The organism is Pseudomonas sp. ZS1P83, from assembly GCF_054897825.1.
This window is the reverse complement of the sequence record NZ_CM142706.1, coordinates 4,406,566-4,428,371: the sequence shown is the minus strand read 5'-3', so window position 1 is coordinate 4,428,371 and position 21,806 is coordinate 4,406,566. Positions and strand designations below refer to the sequence as shown.

Annotated in this window: 19 protein-coding genes and 2 pseudogenes; 12 read left to right on the top strand and 9 right to left on the bottom strand. The window is 59.2% G+C overall.

What is annotated here, in order from left to right; translation table 11 throughout:
• The first annotated feature begins 14 nt into the window (after positions 1–14).
• Positions 15–1,124, top strand: a complete 1,110-nt coding sequence (locus ACYZT0_RS21000) for a dihydrolipoamide acetyltransferase family protein (RefSeq protein WP_462042828.1) — start codon at positions 15–17, stop codon at positions 1,122–1,124.
• A 141-nt stretch (positions 1,125–1,265) separates the two neighbouring features.
• Here ACYZT0_RS21000 and ACYZT0_RS20995 read toward each other — a convergent pair.
• Positions 1,266–1,520: pseudogene (locus ACYZT0_RS20995) on the bottom strand (YebG family protein); the annotation flags it as partial.
• A gap of 318 nt (positions 1,521–1,838) precedes the next feature.
• Here ACYZT0_RS20995 and ACYZT0_RS20990 point away from each other — a divergent pair.
• The gene (locus ACYZT0_RS20990) at positions 1,839–2,339 is read left to right on the top strand and encodes a phosphate-starvation-inducible protein PsiE (RefSeq protein WP_462042827.1); all 501 of its coding nucleotides are present in this window, start codon (positions 1,839–1,841) and stop codon (positions 2,337–2,339) included.
• Here ACYZT0_RS20990 and ACYZT0_RS20985 read toward each other — a convergent pair.
• From ACYZT0_RS20985 to ACYZT0_RS20975, 3 genes and pseudogenes are all read right to left on the bottom strand, one after another.
• Positions 2,336–2,653: a DUF3509 domain-containing protein gene (locus tag ACYZT0_RS20985; protein WP_462042826.1), complete on the bottom strand. Its 318-nt coding sequence runs from the start codon at positions 2,651–2,653 to the stop codon at positions 2,336–2,338. The genes ACYZT0_RS20990 and ACYZT0_RS20985 overlap by 4 nt on opposite strands.
• A gap of 216 nt (positions 2,654–2,869) precedes the next feature.
• Positions 2,870–3,679: pseudogene (locus tag ACYZT0_RS20980) on the bottom strand (SLC5/6 family protein); the annotation flags it as partial.
• A gap of 20 nt (positions 3,680–3,699) precedes the next feature.
• Positions 3,700–5,076 (bottom strand): L-serine ammonia-lyase, encoded by a 1,377-nt coding sequence (locus ACYZT0_RS20975; RefSeq protein WP_462042825.1) that lies wholly within the window; start codon positions 5,074–5,076, stop codon positions 3,700–3,702.
• 135 nt (positions 5,077–5,211) lie between these two features.
• Between ACYZT0_RS20975 and ACYZT0_RS20970 the strand changes: the two genes are divergently transcribed.
• From ACYZT0_RS20970 to ACYZT0_RS20935, 8 genes are all read left to right on the top strand, one after another.
• The gene (locus ACYZT0_RS20970; protein WP_462042824.1) at positions 5,212–6,159 is read left to right on the top strand and encodes a LysR substrate-binding domain-containing protein; all 948 of its coding nucleotides are present in this window, start codon (positions 5,212–5,214) and stop codon (positions 6,157–6,159) included.
• A gap of 213 nt (positions 6,160–6,372) precedes the next feature.
• Positions 6,373–6,780, top strand: a complete 408-nt coding sequence (locus tag ACYZT0_RS20965) for an HPF/RaiA family ribosome-associated protein (protein WP_462042823.1) — start codon at positions 6,373–6,375, stop codon at positions 6,778–6,780.
• A gap of 212 nt (positions 6,781–6,992) precedes the next feature.
• Positions 6,993–7,298 (top strand): DUF3649 domain-containing protein, encoded by a 306-nt coding sequence (locus tag ACYZT0_RS20960; protein ID WP_462042822.1) that lies wholly within the window; start codon positions 6,993–6,995, stop codon positions 7,296–7,298.
• Positions 7,295–8,875 carry a PepSY-associated TM helix domain-containing protein gene (locus tag ACYZT0_RS20955; protein WP_462042821.1) on the top strand — a complete coding sequence of 527 codons (1,581 nt, stop codon included), beginning with the start codon at positions 7,295–7,297 and terminating at the stop codon, positions 8,873–8,875. The genes ACYZT0_RS20960 and ACYZT0_RS20955 overlap by 4 nt, the downstream gene beginning before the upstream one ends.
• Positions 8,876–9,202 carry a DUF3325 domain-containing protein gene (locus ACYZT0_RS20950; protein ID WP_462042820.1) on the top strand — a complete coding sequence of 109 codons (327 nt, stop codon included), beginning with the start codon at positions 8,876–8,878 and terminating at the stop codon, positions 9,200–9,202.
• Between the two features lie 4 nt (positions 9,203–9,206).
• Entirely contained in the window at positions 9,207–9,770 is a 564-nt protein-coding gene (locus tag ACYZT0_RS20945; protein WP_008150603.1) for an RNA polymerase sigma factor, read from the top strand.
• Positions 9,767–10,756 (top strand): FecR family protein, encoded by a 990-nt coding sequence (locus tag ACYZT0_RS20940; protein WP_462042819.1) that lies wholly within the window; start codon positions 9,767–9,769, stop codon positions 10,754–10,756. Before ACYZT0_RS20945 ends, ACYZT0_RS20940 begins: the two co-directional genes overlap by 4 nt.
• Before the next feature lie 114 nt (positions 10,757–10,870).
• Entirely contained in the window at positions 10,871–13,300 is a 2,430-nt protein-coding gene (locus tag ACYZT0_RS20935) for a TonB-dependent siderophore receptor (RefSeq protein WP_462042818.1), read from the top strand.
• 118 nt (positions 13,301–13,418) lie between these two features.
• On the opposite strand, the gene ACYZT0_RS20930 is transcribed toward ACYZT0_RS20935, so the two are convergent.
• Positions 13,419–14,294, bottom strand: coding sequence for a helix-turn-helix domain-containing protein (locus ACYZT0_RS20930; protein WP_462042817.1), 876 nt, complete (start codon positions 14,292–14,294; stop codon positions 13,419–13,421).
• A gap of 137 nt (positions 14,295–14,431) precedes the next feature.
• Here ACYZT0_RS20930 and ACYZT0_RS20925 point away from each other — a divergent pair, with 137 nt between their 5' ends.
• A complete protein-coding gene (locus tag ACYZT0_RS20925) occupies positions 14,432–15,349 on the top strand; it encodes a DMT family transporter (protein ID WP_462042816.1) in 918 nt (305 codons plus the stop codon).
• Here the strand turns inward: ACYZT0_RS20925 and ACYZT0_RS20920 are convergent, their stop codons facing one another.
• The 4 genes from ACYZT0_RS20920 to ACYZT0_RS20905 form a co-directional block, all read right to left on the bottom strand.
• Complete coding sequence (locus ACYZT0_RS20920; protein ID WP_462046614.1) at positions 15,350–15,859, bottom strand: DUF2165 domain-containing protein; 510 nt, start codon at positions 15,857–15,859, stop codon at positions 15,350–15,352.
• Between the two features lie 193 nt (positions 15,860–16,052).
• Entirely contained in the window at positions 16,053–17,027 is a 975-nt protein-coding gene (locus ACYZT0_RS20915) for a 2-hydroxyacid dehydrogenase (RefSeq protein ID WP_462042815.1), read from the bottom strand.
• Between the two features lie 544 nt (positions 17,028–17,571).
• Positions 17,572–18,831, bottom strand: a complete 1,260-nt coding sequence (locus ACYZT0_RS20910; RefSeq protein WP_462042814.1) for an IS256 family transposase — start codon at positions 18,829–18,831, stop codon at positions 17,572–17,574.
• 134 nt (positions 18,832–18,965) lie between these two features.
• Positions 18,966–19,934 carry a LysR family transcriptional regulator gene (locus tag ACYZT0_RS20905; protein ID WP_462042813.1) on the bottom strand — a complete coding sequence of 323 codons (969 nt, stop codon included), beginning with the start codon at positions 19,932–19,934 and terminating at the stop codon, positions 18,966–18,968.
• Between the two features lie 315 nt (positions 19,935–20,249).
• Here ACYZT0_RS20905 and ACYZT0_RS20900 point away from each other — a divergent pair, with 315 nt between their 5' ends.
• Positions 20,250–21,761, top strand: a complete 1,512-nt coding sequence (locus ACYZT0_RS20900; protein ID WP_462042812.1) for an efflux transporter outer membrane subunit — start codon at positions 20,250–20,252, stop codon at positions 21,759–21,761.
• The last annotated feature ends 45 nt before the right edge of the window (positions 21,762–21,806 follow it).

Genomic DNA, 21,806 nt, shown 5'->3' with positions numbered 1-21,806 from the left:
CCAAGGAGGCCGCGATGAAATATTTCAAACTGTCGGATCTGGGCGAAGGTTTGCAGGAGGCGGAAATCGTCCGCTGGCACGTCAGCGTTGGCGATGCCGTCAAGGCCGATCAACTGCTGGTGTCGGTGGAAACGGCCAAGGCGCTGGTGGATATCCCCGCACCCTATGACGGCGTGGTGTCAAAACTCTACGGCGGCGAGGGCGACATCATTCATGTCGGTGAACCGCTGCTCGGTTACGAAGGCGAAGCAGACGCCGGCACCGTAGTGGGGCGACTCGAAGGTGGCGGCAGCAGTCAGGAGGACTCGTTTTTCATCGGTGCCGCACCTTCGACCCGCGAGCATCTGGCGACCCGTGCCACCCCGGCCGTGCGGCAACTGGCTCGGCAACTCGGCGTGGAGTTGAGCGGGTTAACGGGCTCCGGCCACGAGGGGCTGATCACCCGCACTGATGTGGAAAACGCGGCTCAAACTGAACGCGAGCGCTTCGGCGGCGAACGGTTGCGCGGTGTGCGGCGCAGCATGGCGCTGAACATGTCCCTGTCCCATGCCGAAGTCGTGCCGGTGACGATTTTCGGTGACGCCGACCTGCACCGCTGGGGTCAGGCACGCGAACCGCTGATTCGTCTCGCCAAGGCGATGGCGGCAGCGTGCGCCGTGGAACCGGTGCTCAACAGCGCCTTCGACGGCAAAAGCCTGTTGCTCAAACAGCACGAACGGCTCGACCTGGGCATCGCCGTTGACACCCCGGACGGCCTGTTTGTGCCAGTGCTACGCGATGTCGGTCATCGCACCTCGGCTGACTTGAAGGAAGGCGTCACGCGATTAAGAGCCGATGTGCAAGCGCGATCCATTCCGCCCAGGGAAATGATGGGGGCAACCCTGACGTTGTCGAATTTCGGCACCTTGTTCGGTCGCTACGCCAACCCGGTGGTGGTGCCGCCGCAAGTGGCAATCCTCGCCGCTGGCGCCATTCGTGATGAACCAGTGGCGGTCGACGGCGTTGTGGTGGTGCATCCGGTCCTGCCGCTGTCCCTGACTTTCGATCATCGCGTGGTGACGGGCGGCGAGGCGGCGCGTTTCTTCAAGGCGCTGGTCGAGGCGTTGGAACAACCCGACGCATAGGTTTTTTGCAGACATGAAAAAGGCCCTGAGTCATTTGACTCAGGGCCTATTCAATTCGGGTGTTGCTTACTTGGCAGCCTTGGGGGCTTTAGCTGGCTTGGTCGGCTCAGCGTCCGCCACTTCAACAGGTTCAGCGACTTCAGCAGGCGCATTGAGCAATTCGGACAAAGCATCCGGCTGACTCTTGAACGCCTTGGCGAACACATCGCGATTCTTCGCCATGTAGATCCCGGCTTCTTCCACTTGCTGTTCGGTCAGGGACGGAACGGCTTTTTGCAACACTTCAGCCAGCAATTCGGCCAGTTCGAGCATTTTGTCATGACGGTCAGCTTCGGCTTTATCCATGAACAAGCGCTCCAGATCTCGGCTGCTGCGGTATACCACTTCGACGGCCATTCACCACCTCACATGCCTTCACATTAAGTTGTCTTATTCGACTACTGTATTTATATACAGCGAAAAGGATAAGCGAATCCCTGCACTTTGGGTAGTGGCTTTTTAAAGTAGACCGAATTCAGCGTTTGTCAGTTAAACCGTGTCGCTCCATTCGCGGTCCGACTTGCCCGCGAAGGCGTCTGTTCAAACACCGCCGAAGTGTCTCATGTCACGCGGCCATCATCTCAATTCCCAGTCCCTGGCCTTTTTTCTGCATGCAGAACAACCGTCACGTCAAACCCGTATCATCCGCTCGAACCGAGCTAAGGAAGAAACATCGTGAAAATCAACTGGGCCGAGAACCTGCGGCAGAACGTGCATCAACTGGCTGAGTCCCTGGGTAACCTGTTCGTCGAGACCTTCCACTATATGGCGCTGTTCGCCATCGGTGCAGTCACCGCGTGGGCGGCGGTGATGGAGTTTTTGCAGATGATCGAGGCGGGGCACATCAAGATCGATGACATCTTGCTGCTGTTCATCTACCTGGAACTGGGGGCGATGGTCGGGATTTACTTCAAGACCAACCACATGCCGGTGCGTTTCCTGATCTACGTGGCGATCACCGCGCTGACGCGCCTGCTGATCTCCAACGTCTCGCACCACAATCCGCCGGACATCGGCATCATCTACCTGTGCGGCGGGATTCTGCTGTTGGCGTTTTCGATTCTGGTGGTGCGTTACGCGTCGTCGCAATTTCCTTCGGTGAAGATCGAGCACCCGCAGCGCAAGATCGGCGCGGGTTCCGGTGAGCATCCCGACGTCGAGAAGGGCGAGATTTAAAGCCTCATGGCTGGCCGGCTGTGGCCCTTGACGTGTGGCGGTGGCGGGGTGTGGTTGTCGCCGTCGGTCATGGCTTCAAGGATGGCCACGGCGCTGTGGCCCTGTTCGATGGCGATGCCGAATTGAATGCTTTGCACCATGCGTTTGAGGCGCAGGGGGTCGTTGCGTTGTTCGGCGCTGATCATCCGTTTGGCGACCACGCGGCCACTGTTGGAGAGGGTCAGCATGATGCTGCCATCCAGACCCTGAATGCTCAGGTTGATCTGATAATCCGGTGCAAAGGCATCGGTAATGAGCTGAAATGGGTTGTCCATGATGCGTCACCGCCTGATTGAACGTGCAGTTGTTGACCGGCCGTGATCGGGTTGGTTCGCAATACCAGACCATCGGCAGGCCGTTCGCTGAGATTTAAAAAATCCTTTTTGCCTCAGCAGTGACGTAGCAAGGGGCATGCCGAAAAAATTGTCGAACAATAGACTCGGCAAAAAAGAGGCGGGCACTGAGGCCCGCCTTCTTTTTGCCTGCCCGATTCAGGGCAGGAATGAATAGATGATCGCAGACAGTGCAATTAAACCGATCAGCACCACGAACACGTTCGAGGCCTGACCCGAATACTGGCGCAAGGCTTGCACCCGGCGGATGGCGTACATCGGCATCAGGAACAACAGGCACGCAATGATCGGCCCGCCAAGGGTTTCGATCATGCCGAGGATGCTCGGGTTGAAGGTCGCCACGGCCCAGCAGCTGAGGATCATGAACAGCGCGGTCACGCGGTTCAGCGAACGGGCAGACATTACCCGGCCACGGCCGCGCAGGCTTTTTACAATCAGGCCCTGAAAGCCTTCGCTGGCACCGATGTAATGGCCGAGGAAGCCGGGATCGCCAACCACAAGGTGTTGAAGAACAGCGGCATCGGCATCCCTTCACTGGCCGTGGCGAAGAACGCGCCGTTCCAGTTCGGGATCAGGCTGAAACCGAGCAGCAGCAACGCCGCGACGAACGGATAAACCAGCACGCTCATGCATTTGACGATGACGCCTTTGGCCGCAACGCACGATCGCCATCAGGCCGAGGATCAAACCCAGCGACAGCATCGCTCGCGGTGGTGGTGCGATGTGCAACTGATGCTCCATGAAGCTGCTCAAGGTGTTAGTCAGCGCCACGCTGTACACCAGCAGAATCGGGAAGATCGCGAAGAAATACAGCAGCGTGATCAGCTTGCCGGCGCCGATGCCGAAGTGTTCTTCCACCACTTCGGTGATGTCCCCGGAGCGCCCGGACAACACGAAACGGGTCAGGCCGCGGTGGGCGAAGAACGTCATCGCAAACGCCAGCATTGCGGACGGTCAAGGAATGCTCCTCAGCACTCCACCCAGCTCACCGCCAGGCCGCCCCGTGAAGTCTCTTTGTATTTGTCATGCATGTCGGCGCCGGTATCGCGCATGGTGCGGATCACCCGGTCCAGGGAAATGAAGTGTTTGCCGTCGCCGCGCAGGGCCATTTGCGTGGCATTGATCGCCTTCACGGCGGCGATCGCGTTGCGTTCGATACACGGCACTTGCACCAGCCCGCCGACCGGGTCGCAGGTCAGGCCGAGGTTGTGTTCCAGGCCGATTTCGGCGGCGTTTTCCAGTTGCTCCGGCGTGGCGCCGAGGACGTCGGCCAGCCCGGCGGCGGCCATCGCGCAGGCGGAACCGACCTCACCTTGGCAACCGACTTCGGCACCGGAGATTGAAGCATTTTTCTTGCAGAGAATGCCCACGGCCGCAGCGCCCAAAAAGAACGCCACGACGTCATCGTCCGACGCGTCCGGGTTAAATTTCATGTAGTAATGCAGCACCGCCGGAATGATCCCCGCCGCGCCGTTTGTAGGCGCGGTGACCATGCGCCCGCCCGCCGCATTTTCTTCGTTCACGGCGAGGGCGAACAGGTTCACCCACTCCATGGCTGACAGCGTGGAGGTGATGACATTTGGTTTGCCGATTTCCAACAGGCTGCGGTGCAATTTCGCGGCGCGGCGTGGAACATTCAGACCGCCCGGCAGGATGCCTTCGTGACGCAACCCTTGCTCGACGCACTCGCGCATCACTGACCAGATGTGCAGCAGGCCCTGGCGGATTTCGGCTTCGCTGCGCCAGGCCAATTCATTCGCCATCATCAACTCGGAAACGCGCAGGCCGTGCTGGTTGCAGAGCTTGAGTAATTCGGCGGCGCTGGAGAAGTCGTACGGCAGCACCACATCGCTGGTTGGCGCGATACCGGACTCGGCTTCGGCCGCTTCGATGATGAAACCACCGCCGATCGAGTAGTACGTTTGCTCCGACAACTCACCGGTTTCGCCAAAGGCTGTCAGGGACATGGCGTTGGGGTGGTAGGGGAGGCTCTCGTCGAGTAGCAGAAGATCGCTCTGCCAGTTGAAGGCAATGATGGTTTTGCCTGCCAGAGACAGTTCACCGGTTTCACGCAGGGTCTGGATTCGGCTGTCGATGGAAGTGGGATCGATGCTGTCCGGCCATTCGCCCATCAGGCCCATGACACAGGCGCGGTCGGTGGCGTGGCCGACGCCGGTGGCGGAAAGGGAACCGTAAAGGCGGATTTCCACCCGACGTACGGCATCCAGCAATTGCTGGTCAATCAGTGCCTGGGCAAAGGTCGCCGCGGCGCGCATCGGGCCGACGGTATGGGAACTGGACGGACCGATGCCGACTTTGAAGAGATCGAAAACACTGATAGCCATGCTAAAGCCTATACAAGCAATGGAAGAGAAATCGCTGCCATTTTTGTAGGACAAGCGCAATGTCGGCGATACTGCCTACCTCGGTCCTACGTGACCAACGAAACTTCCTAAGAAAGCCTTTAGCAGGACTAAACGATGAGTCGTCAATTGCATGCCCAGACTTATGTCTGGCTGCACGTGTTTTCCTGTGCCGCGCGGCACTTGTCGTTCACTCGATGCGCCGAAGAGCTGCACATCACGCCGGGTGCGGTCAGTCAGCAAATCCGACAACTGGAAGAACGTCTGGGGTTTCGACTGTTCCACCGTCGCGCTCGGGGTGTGGAGTTGAGTGCCGAGGGCCAGCGGCTGGCCATCACGGTCAACGAGGCGTATGGCAGCATTGACGCGGAATTGCGACGACTGGATGCGGGGATGATCAGCGGGATTTTACGGCTGCGCTCGATTCCGTCGTTCCTGAGCAAGTGGCTGACGCCGCGTCTACCGCGTTTGCAGCAGCGCTTTCCGGACATTCAATTGCGCCTGGTGGCCGAGGACAGCAGCGTGCCATTGCACGAAGGCGACTTCGATTTGGCCATCGACCTGAATGACGGCAGTTATCCCGGACTTTTATCCACAACCTTGCTTGACGAACAAATCTTCCCCGTCTGTGCCCCAACCCTGCTGCGCGGCCGCCCGCCGCTGCATGGCCCGATGGATCTGATGCACTTTCCGTTGTTGCACGACATCACAGCCTGGCGCGGCAGTTACGAGTACGCGGAATGGGAGTTCTACCTCAATGCCATTGGCTTCGAAGGTGCGGACGTGCGGCGCGGGCATACCTTCAACCGCAATCACCTGACCATCGAAGCGGCGATTGCCGGGATGGGCGTAGCGATTGCGCGGCGAACGTTGCTGAACGATGAGCTGGAGCGGGGGACGTTAATCGTGCCGTTTGGCCTCGCGGTGCCCAATCACAAGCGCTACGTGCTGCTCTATGCGCCGGGTGCGCTGAGCCATCCGGGCGTGCGCGCGGTGCATGACTGGCTGGTGGAGGAGGCGGGGATTTTTCGTAGCCTGCACCCGCTGGGGGAGCGGCAGATGTGAGCAATTATGACAAAGAAGCGAGGCGACCCAACTCCCGACCTTAACAGCGCTTTTGCTCCTTGTCCGGCTTTTTTTACGAATCAAAAATTATCTTTTTTTAGGGGTTGAATTGTTCTGCGAGCAGACCGATTGTGTAAGTAAGAGGTCACGGTGATGACGCCCAAGGGCCAGCCGAAGTGCCTCTCGCTAGCTAGCTGAAATAAGGGATGAACTATGCAAATCCAAGTCAACAGCGATAACCATATTCAAAGCAGCATCCGACTGGAGGAGTGGGTACGTACTACCATTGAGAGCACGCTAGAACGTTATGAAGAGGACCTGACACGCGTCGAGGTTCATCTGCGGGACGAGAACGGCGACAAGCCCGGTCCCCATGACTTGCGCTGTCAGCTGGAAGCGCGGCCAAAAGGCCACCAGCCGATTTCTGTAACCCATAAAGCCGACTCCCTGGAATTGGCGATCGACGGGGCGGCCGAAAAACTCGAACATGCGCTTGAGCACCTGTTTGGCAAACTGCGGGGCAAACCACGTGCCGCGGTGGTGCCATTCGAGAGAGTCGCTGCCGATGCGTTGCTGGAAGACGAGTTTCTCGAGAACGAACAGGCTGCGCAAAACGGTTGAAGCCTGATTAATTTTTTACCTTTCCACTGACAAACGGGTCTGCTTATGCAGGCCCGTTCTCGTTTGGGCTGATCGTTACTGATCGTTCCCACGCGGAGTGGTCGGCATCCCCCCATCTCAACTATTTTGCATATGAGAATATTTATCATTAGTATTGCGGCCTTGTTGGTCCCGTGACGTTCACGAGGCCTCACCCGTTTCAAGGTCGAAACATGAAAGGCAAAATCACCACGCTCCCCGTTTCCTACCGGCTTGCCGTCACTTCCCGAGTGCTGGCCGCCGTGCTGGGGGGGTACCTCGTCGCGGCATTGGCGAGTGTCAGCCTGACGATGTGGCTGCCCATGGCCCGCGACGAAGCGGTGGTCACTGGGATGATGAGCTCATTTCTGGTCTATCTGGTCGCCGTACTCTGGTACTTTGCCTGTCGCAGTGCGTGGCAAGCCTGGTTCGGATTGATCGTGCCAAGCGTGGTGTTGGCGGCGGTGTCGGGGTTGGCGTACTGGATGGACCTCTCATGAAAGAGGGATTTCGTCAGGCCATGGCCTGGCTGCACACCTGGGCCGGGCTGATCTTCGGCTGGCTGCTGTTCGCGATTTTCCTGACCGGCACACTCGCCTATTTCAAGGATGAGATCAGCCACTGGATGCAGCCGGAAATTCCCGCACGTGCAGTGTCCTCCGAAACGAGTCTGACCCTGGCCCAGCACTATCTTCAGCAGCACGCCGCCGGTGCCTCGCGATGGCTCATCGATTTGCCTGACGCTCGCGAACCCGCGCTGTCGGTGCGGTGGCAGCAAGCACCGGCCAAGCCCGGCACGCGGGGTCAATTCACCGAAAAACTCCTCGACCCGCAAACCGGCGCGCAAGTGCAGGGCCGGGACACACGCGGTGGCGAGTTCTTTTACCGCTTCAACTTTCAGTTGCAGATGCCCTATCCGTGGGGTCGCTGGCTGTCGACCATCGCAGCGATGGTGATGTTCGTCGCGCTGATCAGCGGGATCATCACCCACAAGAAAATCTTCAAGGACTTCTTCACCTTCCGCCCGCGCAAGGGCCAACGCTCCTGGCTCGACGGGCACAACGCGGTGGGTGTGCTGGTGTTGCCGTTTCACCTGATGATCACTTACAGCAGCCTGGTGATTTTCATGTCGATGGTGATGCCCGCGAGCATCGTTGCCTCGTATGGCGGTGACAGCGATACCTTTTACGATGAAGTGTTTCCTGTTTCCAAAACCCCCGAACTTGCCGGTGAACCGGGCCAGTTGGCGCCGTTGGCACCGCTGCTGGAACGGGCCCGAGAGCAGTGGTCGGGCGGGCGAGCCGGGCGGCTGACGGTCAACAATCCGGGCGATGCGAATGCCTCGGTCGTCCTTGCGCGTGACGGCGCCGACCACGTAGTCCACGACTTTGGCAGCGCGGTGACGTTCAACGGGGTGACCGGGCAATTGCTTGGCGCCACGGCGGGACAATCCTTGCCGATGGCCATTGCCGGCAGTTTCTACGGCTTGCACATGGGCCATTTCGCCGGTCCTGTGTTGCGCTGGCTGTACTTCATTTGTGGTTTGGCGGGCACGGCGATGATCGGTACCGGGCTGGTGGTCTGGCTCGGCAAGCGTCAGCTCAAACATGCGAAAAGCGGTGTGATGCCGTTCGAGTTGCGGCTGGTGGAAGTGCTGAACATCGCCGGCATGTCGGGGTTGATGGTCGCGGTGGCGGCGTTCTTCTGGGCCAATCGATTGTTGCCGGTCGGGATGGCCGGGCGGGCAGATTGGGAAGTGAACTGCTTCTTCATCGTCTGGGGTTTGAGTGTGTTGCATGCCATGGTCCGCCGTGGTCGCGCCGCGTGGGTCGAACAGTTGGCGCTGGCGGCGTTGCTGTTCTGTGCGGTGCCGTTGCTGAACGCGCTGACCACGCCTTATCACTTGGGTGTCACGCTGGCGCAGGGCGATTGGGCCATGGCCGGTTTCGATCTGGCATGCTTGGGCAGTGGTCTGTTTTTCGCTTGGGCGGCGTGGAAAATGCAGCGCTCGGGGCAGGCTGGAATCGTCATCCGACCGCGGGCGAAATCGATATCGCATGAGCGAGAGGCGCACTGAATGTTCCTGGCCTTGTTGCTGTGCTACGGCGGTTTCACCGCGCTCTGTTTATCCATGGATCGGCATCACGCCGAACTGCTGGGGCGCAAACCCTCGGCCCGTCGCCGCCAAGGGATGAAACTCAGTGGCTGGCTGTTGCTGGCGTTGTCGTTGTGGGCTGCGGTGTCGTCGACGGGGTGGGGACTTGGGTTGGTGGAATGGTTTGCGGTGTTGATGCTCAGCGCTCTGGTGCTGGTGCTGTTGATGCCGTATCGCCCGCGCCTGGCCCTGGTGTTGGCGGGTTTGAGCCTGCTCGCCAGCCCCGTTGCCGCGTTTGCAAAGGGCTGAGCTGATGATCACCAGCCCCCCGGAATCCCATGACGACGAACATCGCGGTGCACGTGCGCATTTCCTGCAGGTGTTCCTTTCCCAGCGTTCGCAAATGGAAGCGCTGGTGAGTCGTCGTGTCGGGTGTCGGGCGACGGCCGCAGACCTGGTGCAGGACTTGTTCCTGCGCTTCTGGCGTCGGCCGCTGGTGCAGGTCGAAGAGCTCAGCACTTACCTGTTGCGCTGCGCCGGCAACATTGCCATCGACCATTTACGCAGTGAAGGCACGCGGGTGCGGGTCAACGAGGGCTGGATGCCGGATCAACCGGACAGCCACGGTAGCGAACCGCAAGCGGCGTTGGAGGCGGGCAACGATTTGCGTCATGTCGAAGCGGCGTTGCGCGCGTTGCCTGAGCGCACGCGACAGATTTTTTTGCTCAACCGTATCCATGGCCGCAAATACGCCGAGATCGCGAAGGCCATGGGTTTGTCCCAAAGCGCCGTGGAAAAACATATGATGCGCGCCCTCGAGGCTTGCAAGGCCAGCCTGCGGGAACCCGAACCGCGCACGCCAGGGAAAGCACTGTGAACAACACCGAACGCGTCACCCCGACGCCCGCGCAGGAGCAGGCGGCCTTCGCCTGGCTGAGCCTGTTGCATGACCAGCCCAGCAGCGGCGATCAAATCTCGTTCAGTCGCTGGTTGCAGGCCGACCCCGCCCATGCCGAGGCTTACGCCCAGGCGCAAGTGGTGTGGGAGTTGACCGAAGCACCGGCCCGAACGCTGGCCGATGAAGAAGTGTTTGCCTTGCAGGGTTACCTCAACGCCATGAATCGCTCGCGCCGTACCAGCGTCCGGCGTTGGTCCGGTGCGCTGGCGATGGCCGCGTGTCTGGTGCTGATGATCGGTGTCGGTGCTGGCTGGCAACCGTCGCGCTGGGTCAATGATCTGGGGGCTGACTATGTGTCGGCGCCGGGGGAAATTCGCACGGTCACGCTGGTCGATCAGTCGCAAGTCACCCTGGATGCCGACAGCGCGATTGCGGTGGATTTCAGTCGTGGCGAACGGCACGTTGAGCTGCGTCGCGGTGCCGGATTTTTCAGCGTGACCCACAACGGCGAGCCGTTTGTGGTGGACGCTGAAAAGGGTCAGGTGAAGGTGCTGGGGACTCAGTTCGAAGTACGCCTGCAACCTCACGGTGCGCAGGTCACGGTGTTGTCCGGGCGCGTCGGTGTGACAGCGGACAAGAACGCCGCGCAGCAAATTCTGACGGCTGGCCAGCAAGTGGCTTATGGCAATGGTTTGGCGGAAAAACTCCACAGCGTCGACAGTGAAGCGCAATTGGCGTGGCGTCAGGGTTGGCTCAATTACTACAAGGCGACACTCGCCGAGGTGGTGCAAGACCTGGGACGTTATTACCCGGGGCGGATTGTACTGCTCAACGATGAACTGGCGGCGCGGCGAGTCAGTGGCAGTTTCCCGAGCAAGGATCCGCAGGCGGTGTTGAGTTCGTTGCAAGGAGTGTTGGGGTTTGAACAGCGCCAGGTTCTGGGGCAGCTGATTATTTTGCGTTGAAGCTTTTTTCAAATATTTTCAAAATTTCTGGTGAGGTAAACCCCGACGCCATCCGTGTAGTGACTGAAACTGCGAGTCATTCGCATCCCGTAGGTTCTACACAGGTCATGAGCAATGAAGTCCAGGGCAAAATCGGGTTCGGTCAAACAATGGTTGGGTACGTGTGCATTGAGCTTTTCGGCGTTGGCGTTGCTGCCGTTGAGTGTGGCGGTGGCAGCAGAGGCCGGCAGTGCTCGACAGAGTGCGCAGTTCAGCTTCGCGATGGCCGCCAAACCGCTGCCCCAGGCCTTGAGTGACTTCAGCCGGATCACTGGCATCAGCGTGGTCTACACCGATGAGGCGCCGTACGGTCTAACCGCTCCGGCGATCAATGGTCAGTTCAACGCCGATCAGGCGATGCAGCGTTTGCTCAGCGGTTCGGGATTCACCTTCCGTCGTACCGACGGCCACACGTTGGTCCTCGAGCCGTTACCCACCGAAGGCACCTTGAACCTCGGCGCGACCACCATCACTTCCGTGGCCGATCAATCCATGAGCTATCAGCCGCCGCCCATCAGTTCGGTGATGCGCTCCTCGGCCTTGCTCCAGGAAATCCCCCAGACCGTCAACGTCATCCCGGCTCAGGTCATTCGCGATCAGGCGCCGCGCAATCTGGACGATGCGCTGGCCAACGTCAGCGGCATTACCCAGGGCAACACGCTGGCGGGCACCCAGGATTCGGTGATGACGCGTGGTTTCGGCGACAACCGTAATGGCTCGATCATGCGCGATGGCATGCCGATCGTGCAGGGCCGTGGCCTCAATGCAACCGTGGATCGGGTCGAAGTCCTCAAGGGCCCGGCATCCTTGCTTTACGGCATCCAGGACCCGGGTGGCGTGGTGAACATGGTCAGCAAAAAGCCTGAGCTTGAGCAGTACAACGCCTTGACCTTGCGCGGCTCGACCTACGGCGACGGCAAAAACGGCAGCGGTGGCGGCCTGGACAGCACCGGCGCACTCGGTACTTCCGGCCTCGCTTACCGCATGGTCCTGGACCACGAAGACGAAGATTACTGGCGCAACTTCGGCACTCACCGCGAGACGCTGGTGGCGCCGTCACTGGCCTGGTTCGGCGAAAGCACCAAGTTGCTGTTTGCCTATGAACACCGGGAGTTCCTGACCCCGTTCGACCGTGGCACAGTGATCGACCCGCGTGACAATCACCCGCTGGACATCTCCCGTGAACGCCGTCTCGACGAACCCTTCAATAACATGGAAGGGCGCTCGGATCTGTATCACTTCGAGGCCGATCACGAACTCAACGACAACTGGAACGCCCACTTCGGCTACAGCTGGAACCGCGAAACCTACGACGCCAGCCAAGTGCGCATCACGGCCATCGACACCAAGAAAGGCACGCTGACCCGCAGCATGGATGGGACGCAGAACGCGATCAGCACCGACCGTTTCACCACCGCCGGCCTCGAAGGCAAAGTCAACGTTCTGGGCCTGCAACATGACCTGGTGTTCGGCATCGATGACGAGTACCGCAAGATCTACCGCGAAGACCTGATCCGCCAGAAAAGCCTGAGCACCTTCAGTTACCTCGACCCAGTCTACGGCCGCGAAGTCGCCGGCACCACCGTCAGCCCTGCGGACAGTGCGCAGACTGATGAACTGCGCAGCGATTCGGTATTCCTCCAGGACTCGATCCACCTGACCGATCAATGGATTTTCGTCGCTGGCGGGCGTTTCCAGGAATACGACCAGTACGCCGGCAAAGGCGTGCCGTTCCAGGCCAACACCGACAGCAACGGCCAGAAATGGGTGCCTCGCGCCGGTCTGGTGTATCGCTACACCGATGAGCTGTCGTTCTACGGCAGCTACACCGAGTCGTTCAAACCCAACTCGACCATTGCGCCGTTGAGCGGCAGCAGCACCGTGCTTGACGGCAGCATCGCGCCGGAAGAAGCCAAGTCCTGGGAAATCGGCGCCAAGCTCGACATGCCGGGCCGCGTCACGGGTAACGTCGCGCTGTTCGACATCAAGAAACGCAACGTGCTGGTGGCCAACTCCGAAGGCCCGGTGACGATTTACAGCGCCGCTGGCGAAGTGCGTTCCCGTGGGCTGGAAGTGGACTTGACCGGTCAGCTGAGTGATCGCTGGAGCATGATCGGCAGCTATGCCTACACCGACGCCGAAGTCACTGAAGACCCGACCTACAAAGGCAAAAAACTGCAAAACGTAGCGAAGAACAGCGGCTCGCTGTCGGCGGTCTATGACTTCGGCACCCTCGTTGGTGGCGATCAGCTGCGGGTCGGCGCGGGGGCGCGGTATGTCGGTGAGCGCGCCGGTAACGCCGTGAACGATTTCGATCTGCCGAGCTACACCGTGGCCGATGCATTCGCCACCTATGACACCAAGGTCGAAGGGCAGAAGGTCAAGTTCCAGCTCAACGTGAAGAACCTGTTTGATCGCACCTACTACACCTCGGCGGCGAGCCGGTTCTTTGTGTCGATGGGGGATTCTCGGCAAATTTCGTTGTCGAGCACGTTGGAGTTCTAACGGTCGACCGCGTCATCGTTCTTCGCGAGCAGGCTCGCTCCCACAGGGGTAACGCGCTCAAAATGTGGGAGCGAGCCTGCTCGCGATGGTGTCTGCACAGACGCCGAATATCCCAGGACTAGCGCAAAAACGCCTGCCGATACTCCCCAGGCGTTCCACCCAACGCCTGACGAAACCGATTAGTGAAATGACTCGCACTGGCAAACCCGCATGCCAAAGCGATCTCCCCCAACGGCTGCGACGTCGAGCGCAGTAACGCCCGTGCCCGGCTCAGTCGTCGCGACAGCACATACTGATGCGGCGGCAATCCAAAGCTCTCTCTGAACATGCGCGCAAAGTGGTACTCCGATAACGCACAAAGCCCAGCCAACTGCCCCAGGCTGATGGCCTCGGCCAACTGATTGTCGATGAACTCCACCAACTGCCGTCGTTGATGCGCAGCCAATCCACCCTTGAGCCGCAGCCCCTCGCGCATACCGACCTGGCCGAGCAAGACGTGGCTGAGCATTTCGTGGGCCAGGCTGCTGGTGAGCAGGCGTTCGCCGGGCTCGTCCCAGTTCAGCGTGATCAACTGTCGAAAGCGCTTGGTTTGCAGCGGATCGTCTAGAAAGGTGGCTTCGCGTAATTGCAGTTGGCGAGGTTCGCGGTCCAGCAGCGTGACGCAGCCGAGGGCGAACTGTTCGGGGCCGAAATAAACATGTGCCAAACGAATGTCGCCGTTGATCACCCAGGCTGACTGATGCTCAGCGGGCAGGATGCACAGCTTGTCGGGGCCGCCCTTGGTGCCGGGCTGGTCGCGGCGAAAGGTCCCGGTACCGCCGGCGATGTAGCAGGACAGGGTGTGATGGCTCGGCGCTTCGTAGTCCTGAGCATCGTGATGATTGCTCCACAAGGCTGCAGCCATGCCGTCACCGAGCTCGGCGCTGTGCTCCAGACGAGCATTGGGCGAGCGGTTGAGGGCTTGAAAGACTTGCAGTGATTCCAGTGCGGGCATGATCGGTTCTCTCCAACGCCTTGCATCCTACTCCGTGGACGTTCACGTGCCAGCCCCGGCCTGACAAAAGCGCAAGTTTATGCAAGTGCGGCGAGGCTTGGGGCGGGACACTGAGCCTCTATTGAGGAGCCTTTGCCATGAACCTGTCGTTGTATTTGCTGACCGTGCTGATCTGGGGCACCACCTGGATTGCCTTGAAATGGCAACTGGGCGTGGTGGCGATTCCGGTGTCGATCGTCTATCGCTTCGGCCTCGCGGCGTTGGTGCTGTTCGTCATGCTGCTGCTGAGTCGTCGTCTGCAAGTGATGAACCGTCGGGGGCATCTGATCTGCCTGCTGCAGGGGCTGTGCCTGTTCTGCATCAACTTCATGTGCTTCCTGACCGCCAGCCAGTGGATCCCCAGTGGTCTGGTCGCCGTGGTGTTTTCCACCGCCACCCTGTGGAACGCCCTCAATGCGCGGGTATTCTTCGGTCAGAAAATTGCCCGCAACGTGCTGATGGGCGGTGCGTTGGGTTTGTTCGGACTTGGCCTGTTGTTCTGGCCTGAATTGGCGGGCCATACCGCCAGCCCGGAAACCTTGCTCGGGTTAGGTCTGGCATTGCTCGGAACCTTGTGCTTCTCGGCGGGCAACATGCTCTCGAGCCTGCAACAGAAGGCCGGTCTCAAACCCCTGACCACCAACGCCTGGGGCATGGCTTATGGCGCGGCGATGTTGACGGTGTGGTGCCTGGTCAAAGGCATCCCGTTCGACATGGAATGGAATGCACGCTACATCGGCTCGTTGTTGTATCTGGTCATTCCCGGCTCGGTGATTGGCTTCACCGCGTACCTGACGCTGGTCGGGCGCATGGGGCCGGAGCGCGCAGCCTATTGCACCGTACTGTTCCCCGTGGTGGCGCTGAACGTGTCGGCGTTTGCCGAAGGTTATCAATGGACGGCGCCGGCATTGGTGGGTTTGGTGCTGGTGATGTTGGGTAATGTGTTGGTGTTCCGCAAACCTGGGGTACTTCGATTACGCAGAAGCGTGAACGGGGCTGATAAGTACGGGATTTAATCATTCCTCGGTTCTGATGCTTATATAAATGAGTGTGGGTGATGTAAAGCTTAGAATTTTTTGGGCCCATTCATCATAGTTCCAGACATCCGATTGGTCCATGTTGAACCATTCGACACCCACAACCTGTATGCAGATGTAGTAGACGAATATGGCTACTAATAAACCCATCAATGCATATTTTTTAGCCTCGTGGAAATCGTCGGCGCTGGCATTGAGGTTTCTATAGAGCTGATAGGTGCCCATCAGGCAAAGCAGGGTGTAGATAACTTCAAGTGTAATGATGATCCAGTAAATCCGATGTTGAAGCATGGGCGATGTAATGGCCCGAAGGCTATATTTCGACTGGTCGCTGGTGGTGTCCATACTCAATATATGAGCGACATACTCATAATTGGTCGGGTAGTCGGCTAAGTTGCTGTACATCATCAGCAAGCCGAAAAAACTAATAAAAGACATCAGTGCGATTTTGCTGATTCTGATGGTTTGGTTTGTTGTCAGGTTGTTCACGGTTTTGGTTCTCCAGAATGTGTGCCTGTGATGGCAAGTGACTGAAGAAAGTTTATCGCGTAAGTCGTTATTTAAGTTGTTTACTGAATTGCAAGTTGTGTAAGAGGTTGGGATTGGCTTTTGAGTTTGCTCGCCAAGTGTTTTATTCGTTGAACTGGGTGCGGGCAGGCGTTGAAACGTCTGCCTGGCTTTTTCAGTCATTCCACACTTGTGGATTCACCAGATCTTGCGGTCGCTCACCCAACAAGGCGCTGCGCAAGTTAGCCAACGCGCGGTTGGCCATGGCCTCGCGGGTTTCATGAGTCGCCGAGCCGATGTGCGGCAATGTCACCGCGTTTTTCAGTTGGAACAGGGGGGACACGGCCAGCGGTTCGTTCTCGTAGACGTCCAGCCCAGCACCGCGAATCCGGTTGGTTTGCAGCGCTTCGATCAGCGACGGTTCGTCCACTACCGGGCCGCGGGCGATGTTGACCAGAATGGCGCTCGGTTTCATCAACGCCAGTTCGCGGTGGCTGATCAGGTGTTTGGTTTTCTCGCTGAGCGGTACCACCAGGCAGACGAAATCGGCTTCGGCCAGCAGTTGATCAAGGCTGCGGAACTGCGCGCCGAGTTCTTGCTCCAGTTCGGTCTTGCGGCTGTTGCCGCTGTAGATGATCGGCATGTTGAAGCCCAGTCGCCCGCGACGGGCGATGGCTGCGCCGATGTTGCCCATGCCGACGATGCCCAGGGTTTTGCCGTGCACATCGCAACCGAACAACGGTGCGCCGACGGTGGCTTGCCATTGGCCGGCCTTGGTCCAGGCGTCCAGTTCGGCGACGCGTCGGGCGCTGCTCATCAGCAAGGCGAAGGCCAGGTCGGCGGTGCTTTCGGTGAGGACGTCGGGCGTGTTGGTGAGCATGATGCCGCGTTCGTTGAAGTAGTCGACGTCGTAGTTGTCGTAGCCGACCGAGACGCTGGAGACGACTTCAAGTTTGGCGGCGTTTTCCAGCTGTGCACGACCGAGTTTGCGACCGACGCCGATGAGGCCGTGGGCGTGGGGGAGGGCTTCATTGAATTGGGCGTGGATGTCGCCGTTTTTCGGGTTGGGCGCGATGACGTCGAAGTCTTGCTTGAGGCGTTCGACCATTTCGGGGGTGACGCGGCTGAAGGCAAGGACGGTCTTTTTCATGGGAGGAGGGCTCTCGGGCGCAGGTGAATGCCAAGCACGCTAACATTCTTCTGCTGATCGGGTACATATCCATTTTCTTCGCTTCGACCTCCTCTCGATGTGTTCGACTTCGTCGAACGGCGCTACGCGCCTGCCCCCCAGATGAACACCTCCACTCAGCCTCCCGAAGGGCCGGGTGGATCAAGATCAAGGGCTGCAGGCGAGCTAACGCTCGGCCTGTTGAGTGGTGAGGGGCGGGTGTACGCGGTCTGCTTTTGATGTTGTAGGAGCGAGGCTTGCCCGCGAAGACGGCCTGATAGCCGACCAATATCTCGCAGATGTACATCGTTCAAAGGTGGGAGCGAGCCTGCTCGCGATTGCGATGGGTCATTCAACATTGATATCGACTGAAACACCGCTATCGCGAGCAGGCTCGCTCCCACAAGGGATCAGCTGTGTGGCGCAGGTTTTGGTAGGTCGATGTTATCTAGCATCCGATTCACCGAGAGTGTCAGATTTTTTGTGTGCGGGCCGGTAAGGGCCTGCCGTCAGGCAGGCCTTCTTTTCAACAGCTCGGCCTGATGAATCGATCTCCGTACAAGATCGCAAATTGATTCATGGCGCTCTTCCAATCATGGGCCGCACTGCCCCAATTAGCAGTGATATTTTGCAGTGCCAGCCAGATCAATTTCGTCGCTGCATCGTCGGTTGGAAAGTGACCTCTTGTCTTGATGATCTTGCGCAACTGAGCATTGATGCTCTCGATGGCGTTAGTGGTGTAGATCACTTTTCGTATGGCTGGCGGGAAGACGAAAAACGGGATGACTCGGTCCCAGGCACGTCTCCAGGCGGCAACCACCGTCGGATATTGCTTGCCCCAAGGTCCAGCTTCGAACGCATCTAGAGCTTGCTCGGCAACTTCAGCGTTGAGCGCTTGATAGATCGGCTTCAGGGCTTTGGCCAGTTCGCGACGCTTGTCCCACGCCGCGTAATCAAGACTGTTACGGATCAAGTGGACGATACAGGTCTGCAACGTCGTCTGAGGAAATACCGCATTCAAGGCTTCTGGCATGCCTTTAAGTCCGTCAGTTACAGCAATCAAAACGTCTTCGACGCCTCGGGTCTTGAGGTCATTGAAGACCTTCATCCAGAACTTGGCGCCCTCAGTGCTCTCAATCCAGATGCCCAAAATATCTCGGGTGCCGTCCGGTAATACGCCCAGGGCCAAATAGATTGCCTTGTTGCGAACCACCCCTTCGTCACGGATTTTGACCCGCAGAGCATCGAAGAAAATGACCGGGTACATCGGCTCTAGTGGCCGCTGCTGCCAGGCACTGACTTCTTCCAGGACAGCATCGGTGACGGAGCTGATGAAGTCATGGGAGACGTCTGTCCCGTATTGCTCCGAGAGAAATGCACGAATCTCGCGAACGCTCATGCCACGGGCATACATGGCAATGATCTTGTCATCGAAGCCTGTAAAACGGCGCTCGTGCTTGGGGATCAGGATAGGAGCGAAGCTGCCATCCCGGTCTCTGGGGATGTCCAGGCGCAGCGGACCGTCATCGGTGAGCACGGTCTTGCCGCTTTTACCGTTGCGCTGGTTGCTCGAATCCTCAGGGCGCTCCGCGCCCTGAGGATAGCCAAGGTGGTGGCCGAGCTCGGCACCAAGGGCTCGCTCGATCAGCGCTTTTTTGAACGCCATCGAAGCGTCCTGAATGGCTTCCGCGCTCATTGGGCCGCTGACGAACTGATCAATCAGCTCTTTTGGAATGGCTGGAAGGTCTCGCGTGGCCTCACGGGCCGGTTTTTTCTTGATCGGCATACATGCACCTCTGCAACATGTTATGCCCGAACACAAAATTTATGACACTCCCGATTCACCGCCAGCTCAGCCAGCATAACGATCTGCTGAATCGCCATCGCTCCCAAAATCACCGCGTCTGTAGGACCGTGAAATCAGTTCGCCACCCGAACCCCACCCATACTCCCACTCAACTCATAAGCCGCCAATTCCGCCTGATGCGCCGCCAATATCTCCGGCAACGACCCACGCAAATACTCCACCCACGTTTTAATCTTCGCGTCCAAATACTGCCGCGACGGATAGATCGCATACAGATTCAGTTCCTGCGACCGGTAATTCGGCATCACCCGCACTAGCGTCCCGTTGCGCAACCCTTCAATCGCCGCATACACCGGCAACACGCCAACCCCCATGCCGCTGGTGATCGCGGTCTTCATCGCATCAGCAGAGTTCACCAGAAACGGCGAGCTATTAATGGTGACCATTTCCTGGCCTTCCGGGCCGTCGAAAGTCCATTTCTCCAGCGGAATCACCGGGCTCACCAGCCGCAAACAGGCGTGGTTCAGCAAATCGCTGGGCTTTTGCGCGCAGCCGTTGGCTTTTACATAGGCCGGCGAGGCGCAAACGATGCTGTAGGTGATGCCCAAACGCTGGGAGACGAACCCCGAGTCCGGCAGTTCGCTGGCGAGCACGATGGACACGTCGTAGCCCTCGTCCAGCAGGTCCGGCACGCGGTTGGCCATGGTCAGGTCGAAGGTGACGTCGGGGTGGGTTTTGCGGTAACGGGCGATGGCGTCGATCACGAAGTGCTGACCGATACCGGTCATGGTGTGCACCTTGAGCTGCCCGGCTGGGCGCGCGTGGGCGTCGCTGGCTTCGGCTTCGGCTTCTTCGACGTAAGCCAGGATCTGCTCGCAGCGCAATAGATAACGCTTGCCGGCCTCGGTCAGGGCGATGCGTCGAGTGGTGCGGTTGAGCAGGCGGGTTTGCAGGTGGGCTTCCAGGTTGGAGACCGCGCGAGAGACGTTGGCCGTGGTGGTGTCGAGTTGCACGGCGGCGGCGGTGAAGCTGCCAGCCTCGGCCACATAACTGAAGGCGCGCATGTTTTGCAAAGTGTCCATGAGGTGCTCTCGGAGGCGATGGCAAATTGTGACACGAAGTTGCTGATTTTCGACAGGCGACTAAAGATGGACCAAGGGATTATCGCGCTAACGGTAACAAAGATTCACAGGATACCCAGCTTATCGCCAACAAAGCCGACCCCTAGAATTGCGCCCTTGTAGGAGCGAGCGGTGCGGCGATCCGACTTGCCCGCGAAGGGTACGCCGCGGTTTGTCAGGCACACCGCATTATCGTTCTTCGCGGGCAAGTCGGATCGCCGCACCGCTCGCTCCTACAGGATCTTTGTATCTTCCCCACATCAGGAATTTTCAGCAGTGCCGCGTCGCATCAGCAGAGCGCTTCAGACGCTCAGTGTTTTGGCTTTAACCCTGGCAATCAGCGGCTGCATCGGTACCGCAGGTATTGCCCCGCAAGGCAAGGCACTCGAGGCCAATTCATTGGCCACCGACGAAGCTATTCAGAGCGCCGCACAGGACGCTCACTGGCCTACCGCCCAATGGTGGCAGGCGTATGGCGACCCGCAACTGAACCGCTGGATCGACCTCGCCCTGCAAGACAGCCCGAGCATGGCCATGGCCGCCGCGAGGGTGCGCCAGGCCAAGTCCATGGCCGGCATCGCCGAGTCCGCCGAGTCGTTGCAGATAAACGGTGAATCCACGCTCAAACGCCACAACTGGCCCACCGATCAGTTCTATGGGCCGGGTGAGCTGGCCAACACCACCACCTGGGACAACAACGCCGCGCTGGGTTTCAGCTATGCCCTCGACCTCTGGGGCCGCGAAAGCAACGCTACCGAGCGCGCCGTGGACATGGCCCACATGACGGCAGCCGAAGCACGGCTGGCGCAGCTCGAATTGCAGAACAACATCGTGCGCGCCTACATCGAGCTTTCGTTGCATTACGCGCAACGGGATATCGTCGCCGCGACGCTGAAACAGCAACAGCAAATTCTCGACCTGGCACAAAAGCGTCTCAACGGCGGCATCGGCACCCATTTTGAAGTCAGCCAGGCCGAAACGCCGTTGCCGGAAACCCATCGTCAGATCGATGCGCTGGACGAAGAAATCGCCCTGAGCCGCAATCAACTTGCCGCGTTGGCTGGCAAGGGCCCGGGGGCGGGCGCGCAGTTGCAGCGGCCGACACTGTCGTTGGGCGCGCCGCTGAAGTTGCCGTCGTCCTTGCCAGCGCAGTTGCTCGGTCAACGCCCTGACGTGGTCGCCAGTCGTTGGCAAGTGGCGGCCCAGGCGCGGGGCATTGATGTGGCTCACGCCGGGTTCTATCCCAACGTCGATCTGGTCGGCAGCCTCGGCTACATGGCCACGGGCGGTGGAGCGTTGGAGTTCCTGACCGGCAAGAAGCTCAACTACAGCGTCGGCCCGGCCATTTCGTTGCCGATCTTCGATGGCGGCCGTTTGCGTTCGGAGCTGGGTGAAGCCTCGGCCGGTTACGACATCGCCGTGGCCAAGTACAACCAGACGCTGGTCAACGCGCTGAAGAACATCTGCGACCAACTGATACGCCGCGAATCCATGGACAAGCAGCAAACCTTCGCCGCCGAGTCGGTGGCCACCGCGCAGAAGACTTACGACATCGCGATGATCGCCTATCAGCGCGGCCTCACCGATTACCTCAACGTGCTTAACGCCCAGACTTTGTTGTTCAAACAGCAGCAGGTTCAGCAGCAGGTTCAGGCCGTACGCCTCAGCGCTCACGCTGGACTGGTGACGGCTTTGGGCGGTGGACTCGGAGCAGGCAACGATGTGCCGAAAGACAGCCAGACCCAGCCGCCTAAAACCCCGAGCCTTCTTAAGAGCATCGCAAATTGACCACGGACCCTGTGGGAGCGAGCTTGCTCGCGATGAGGGCGTGTC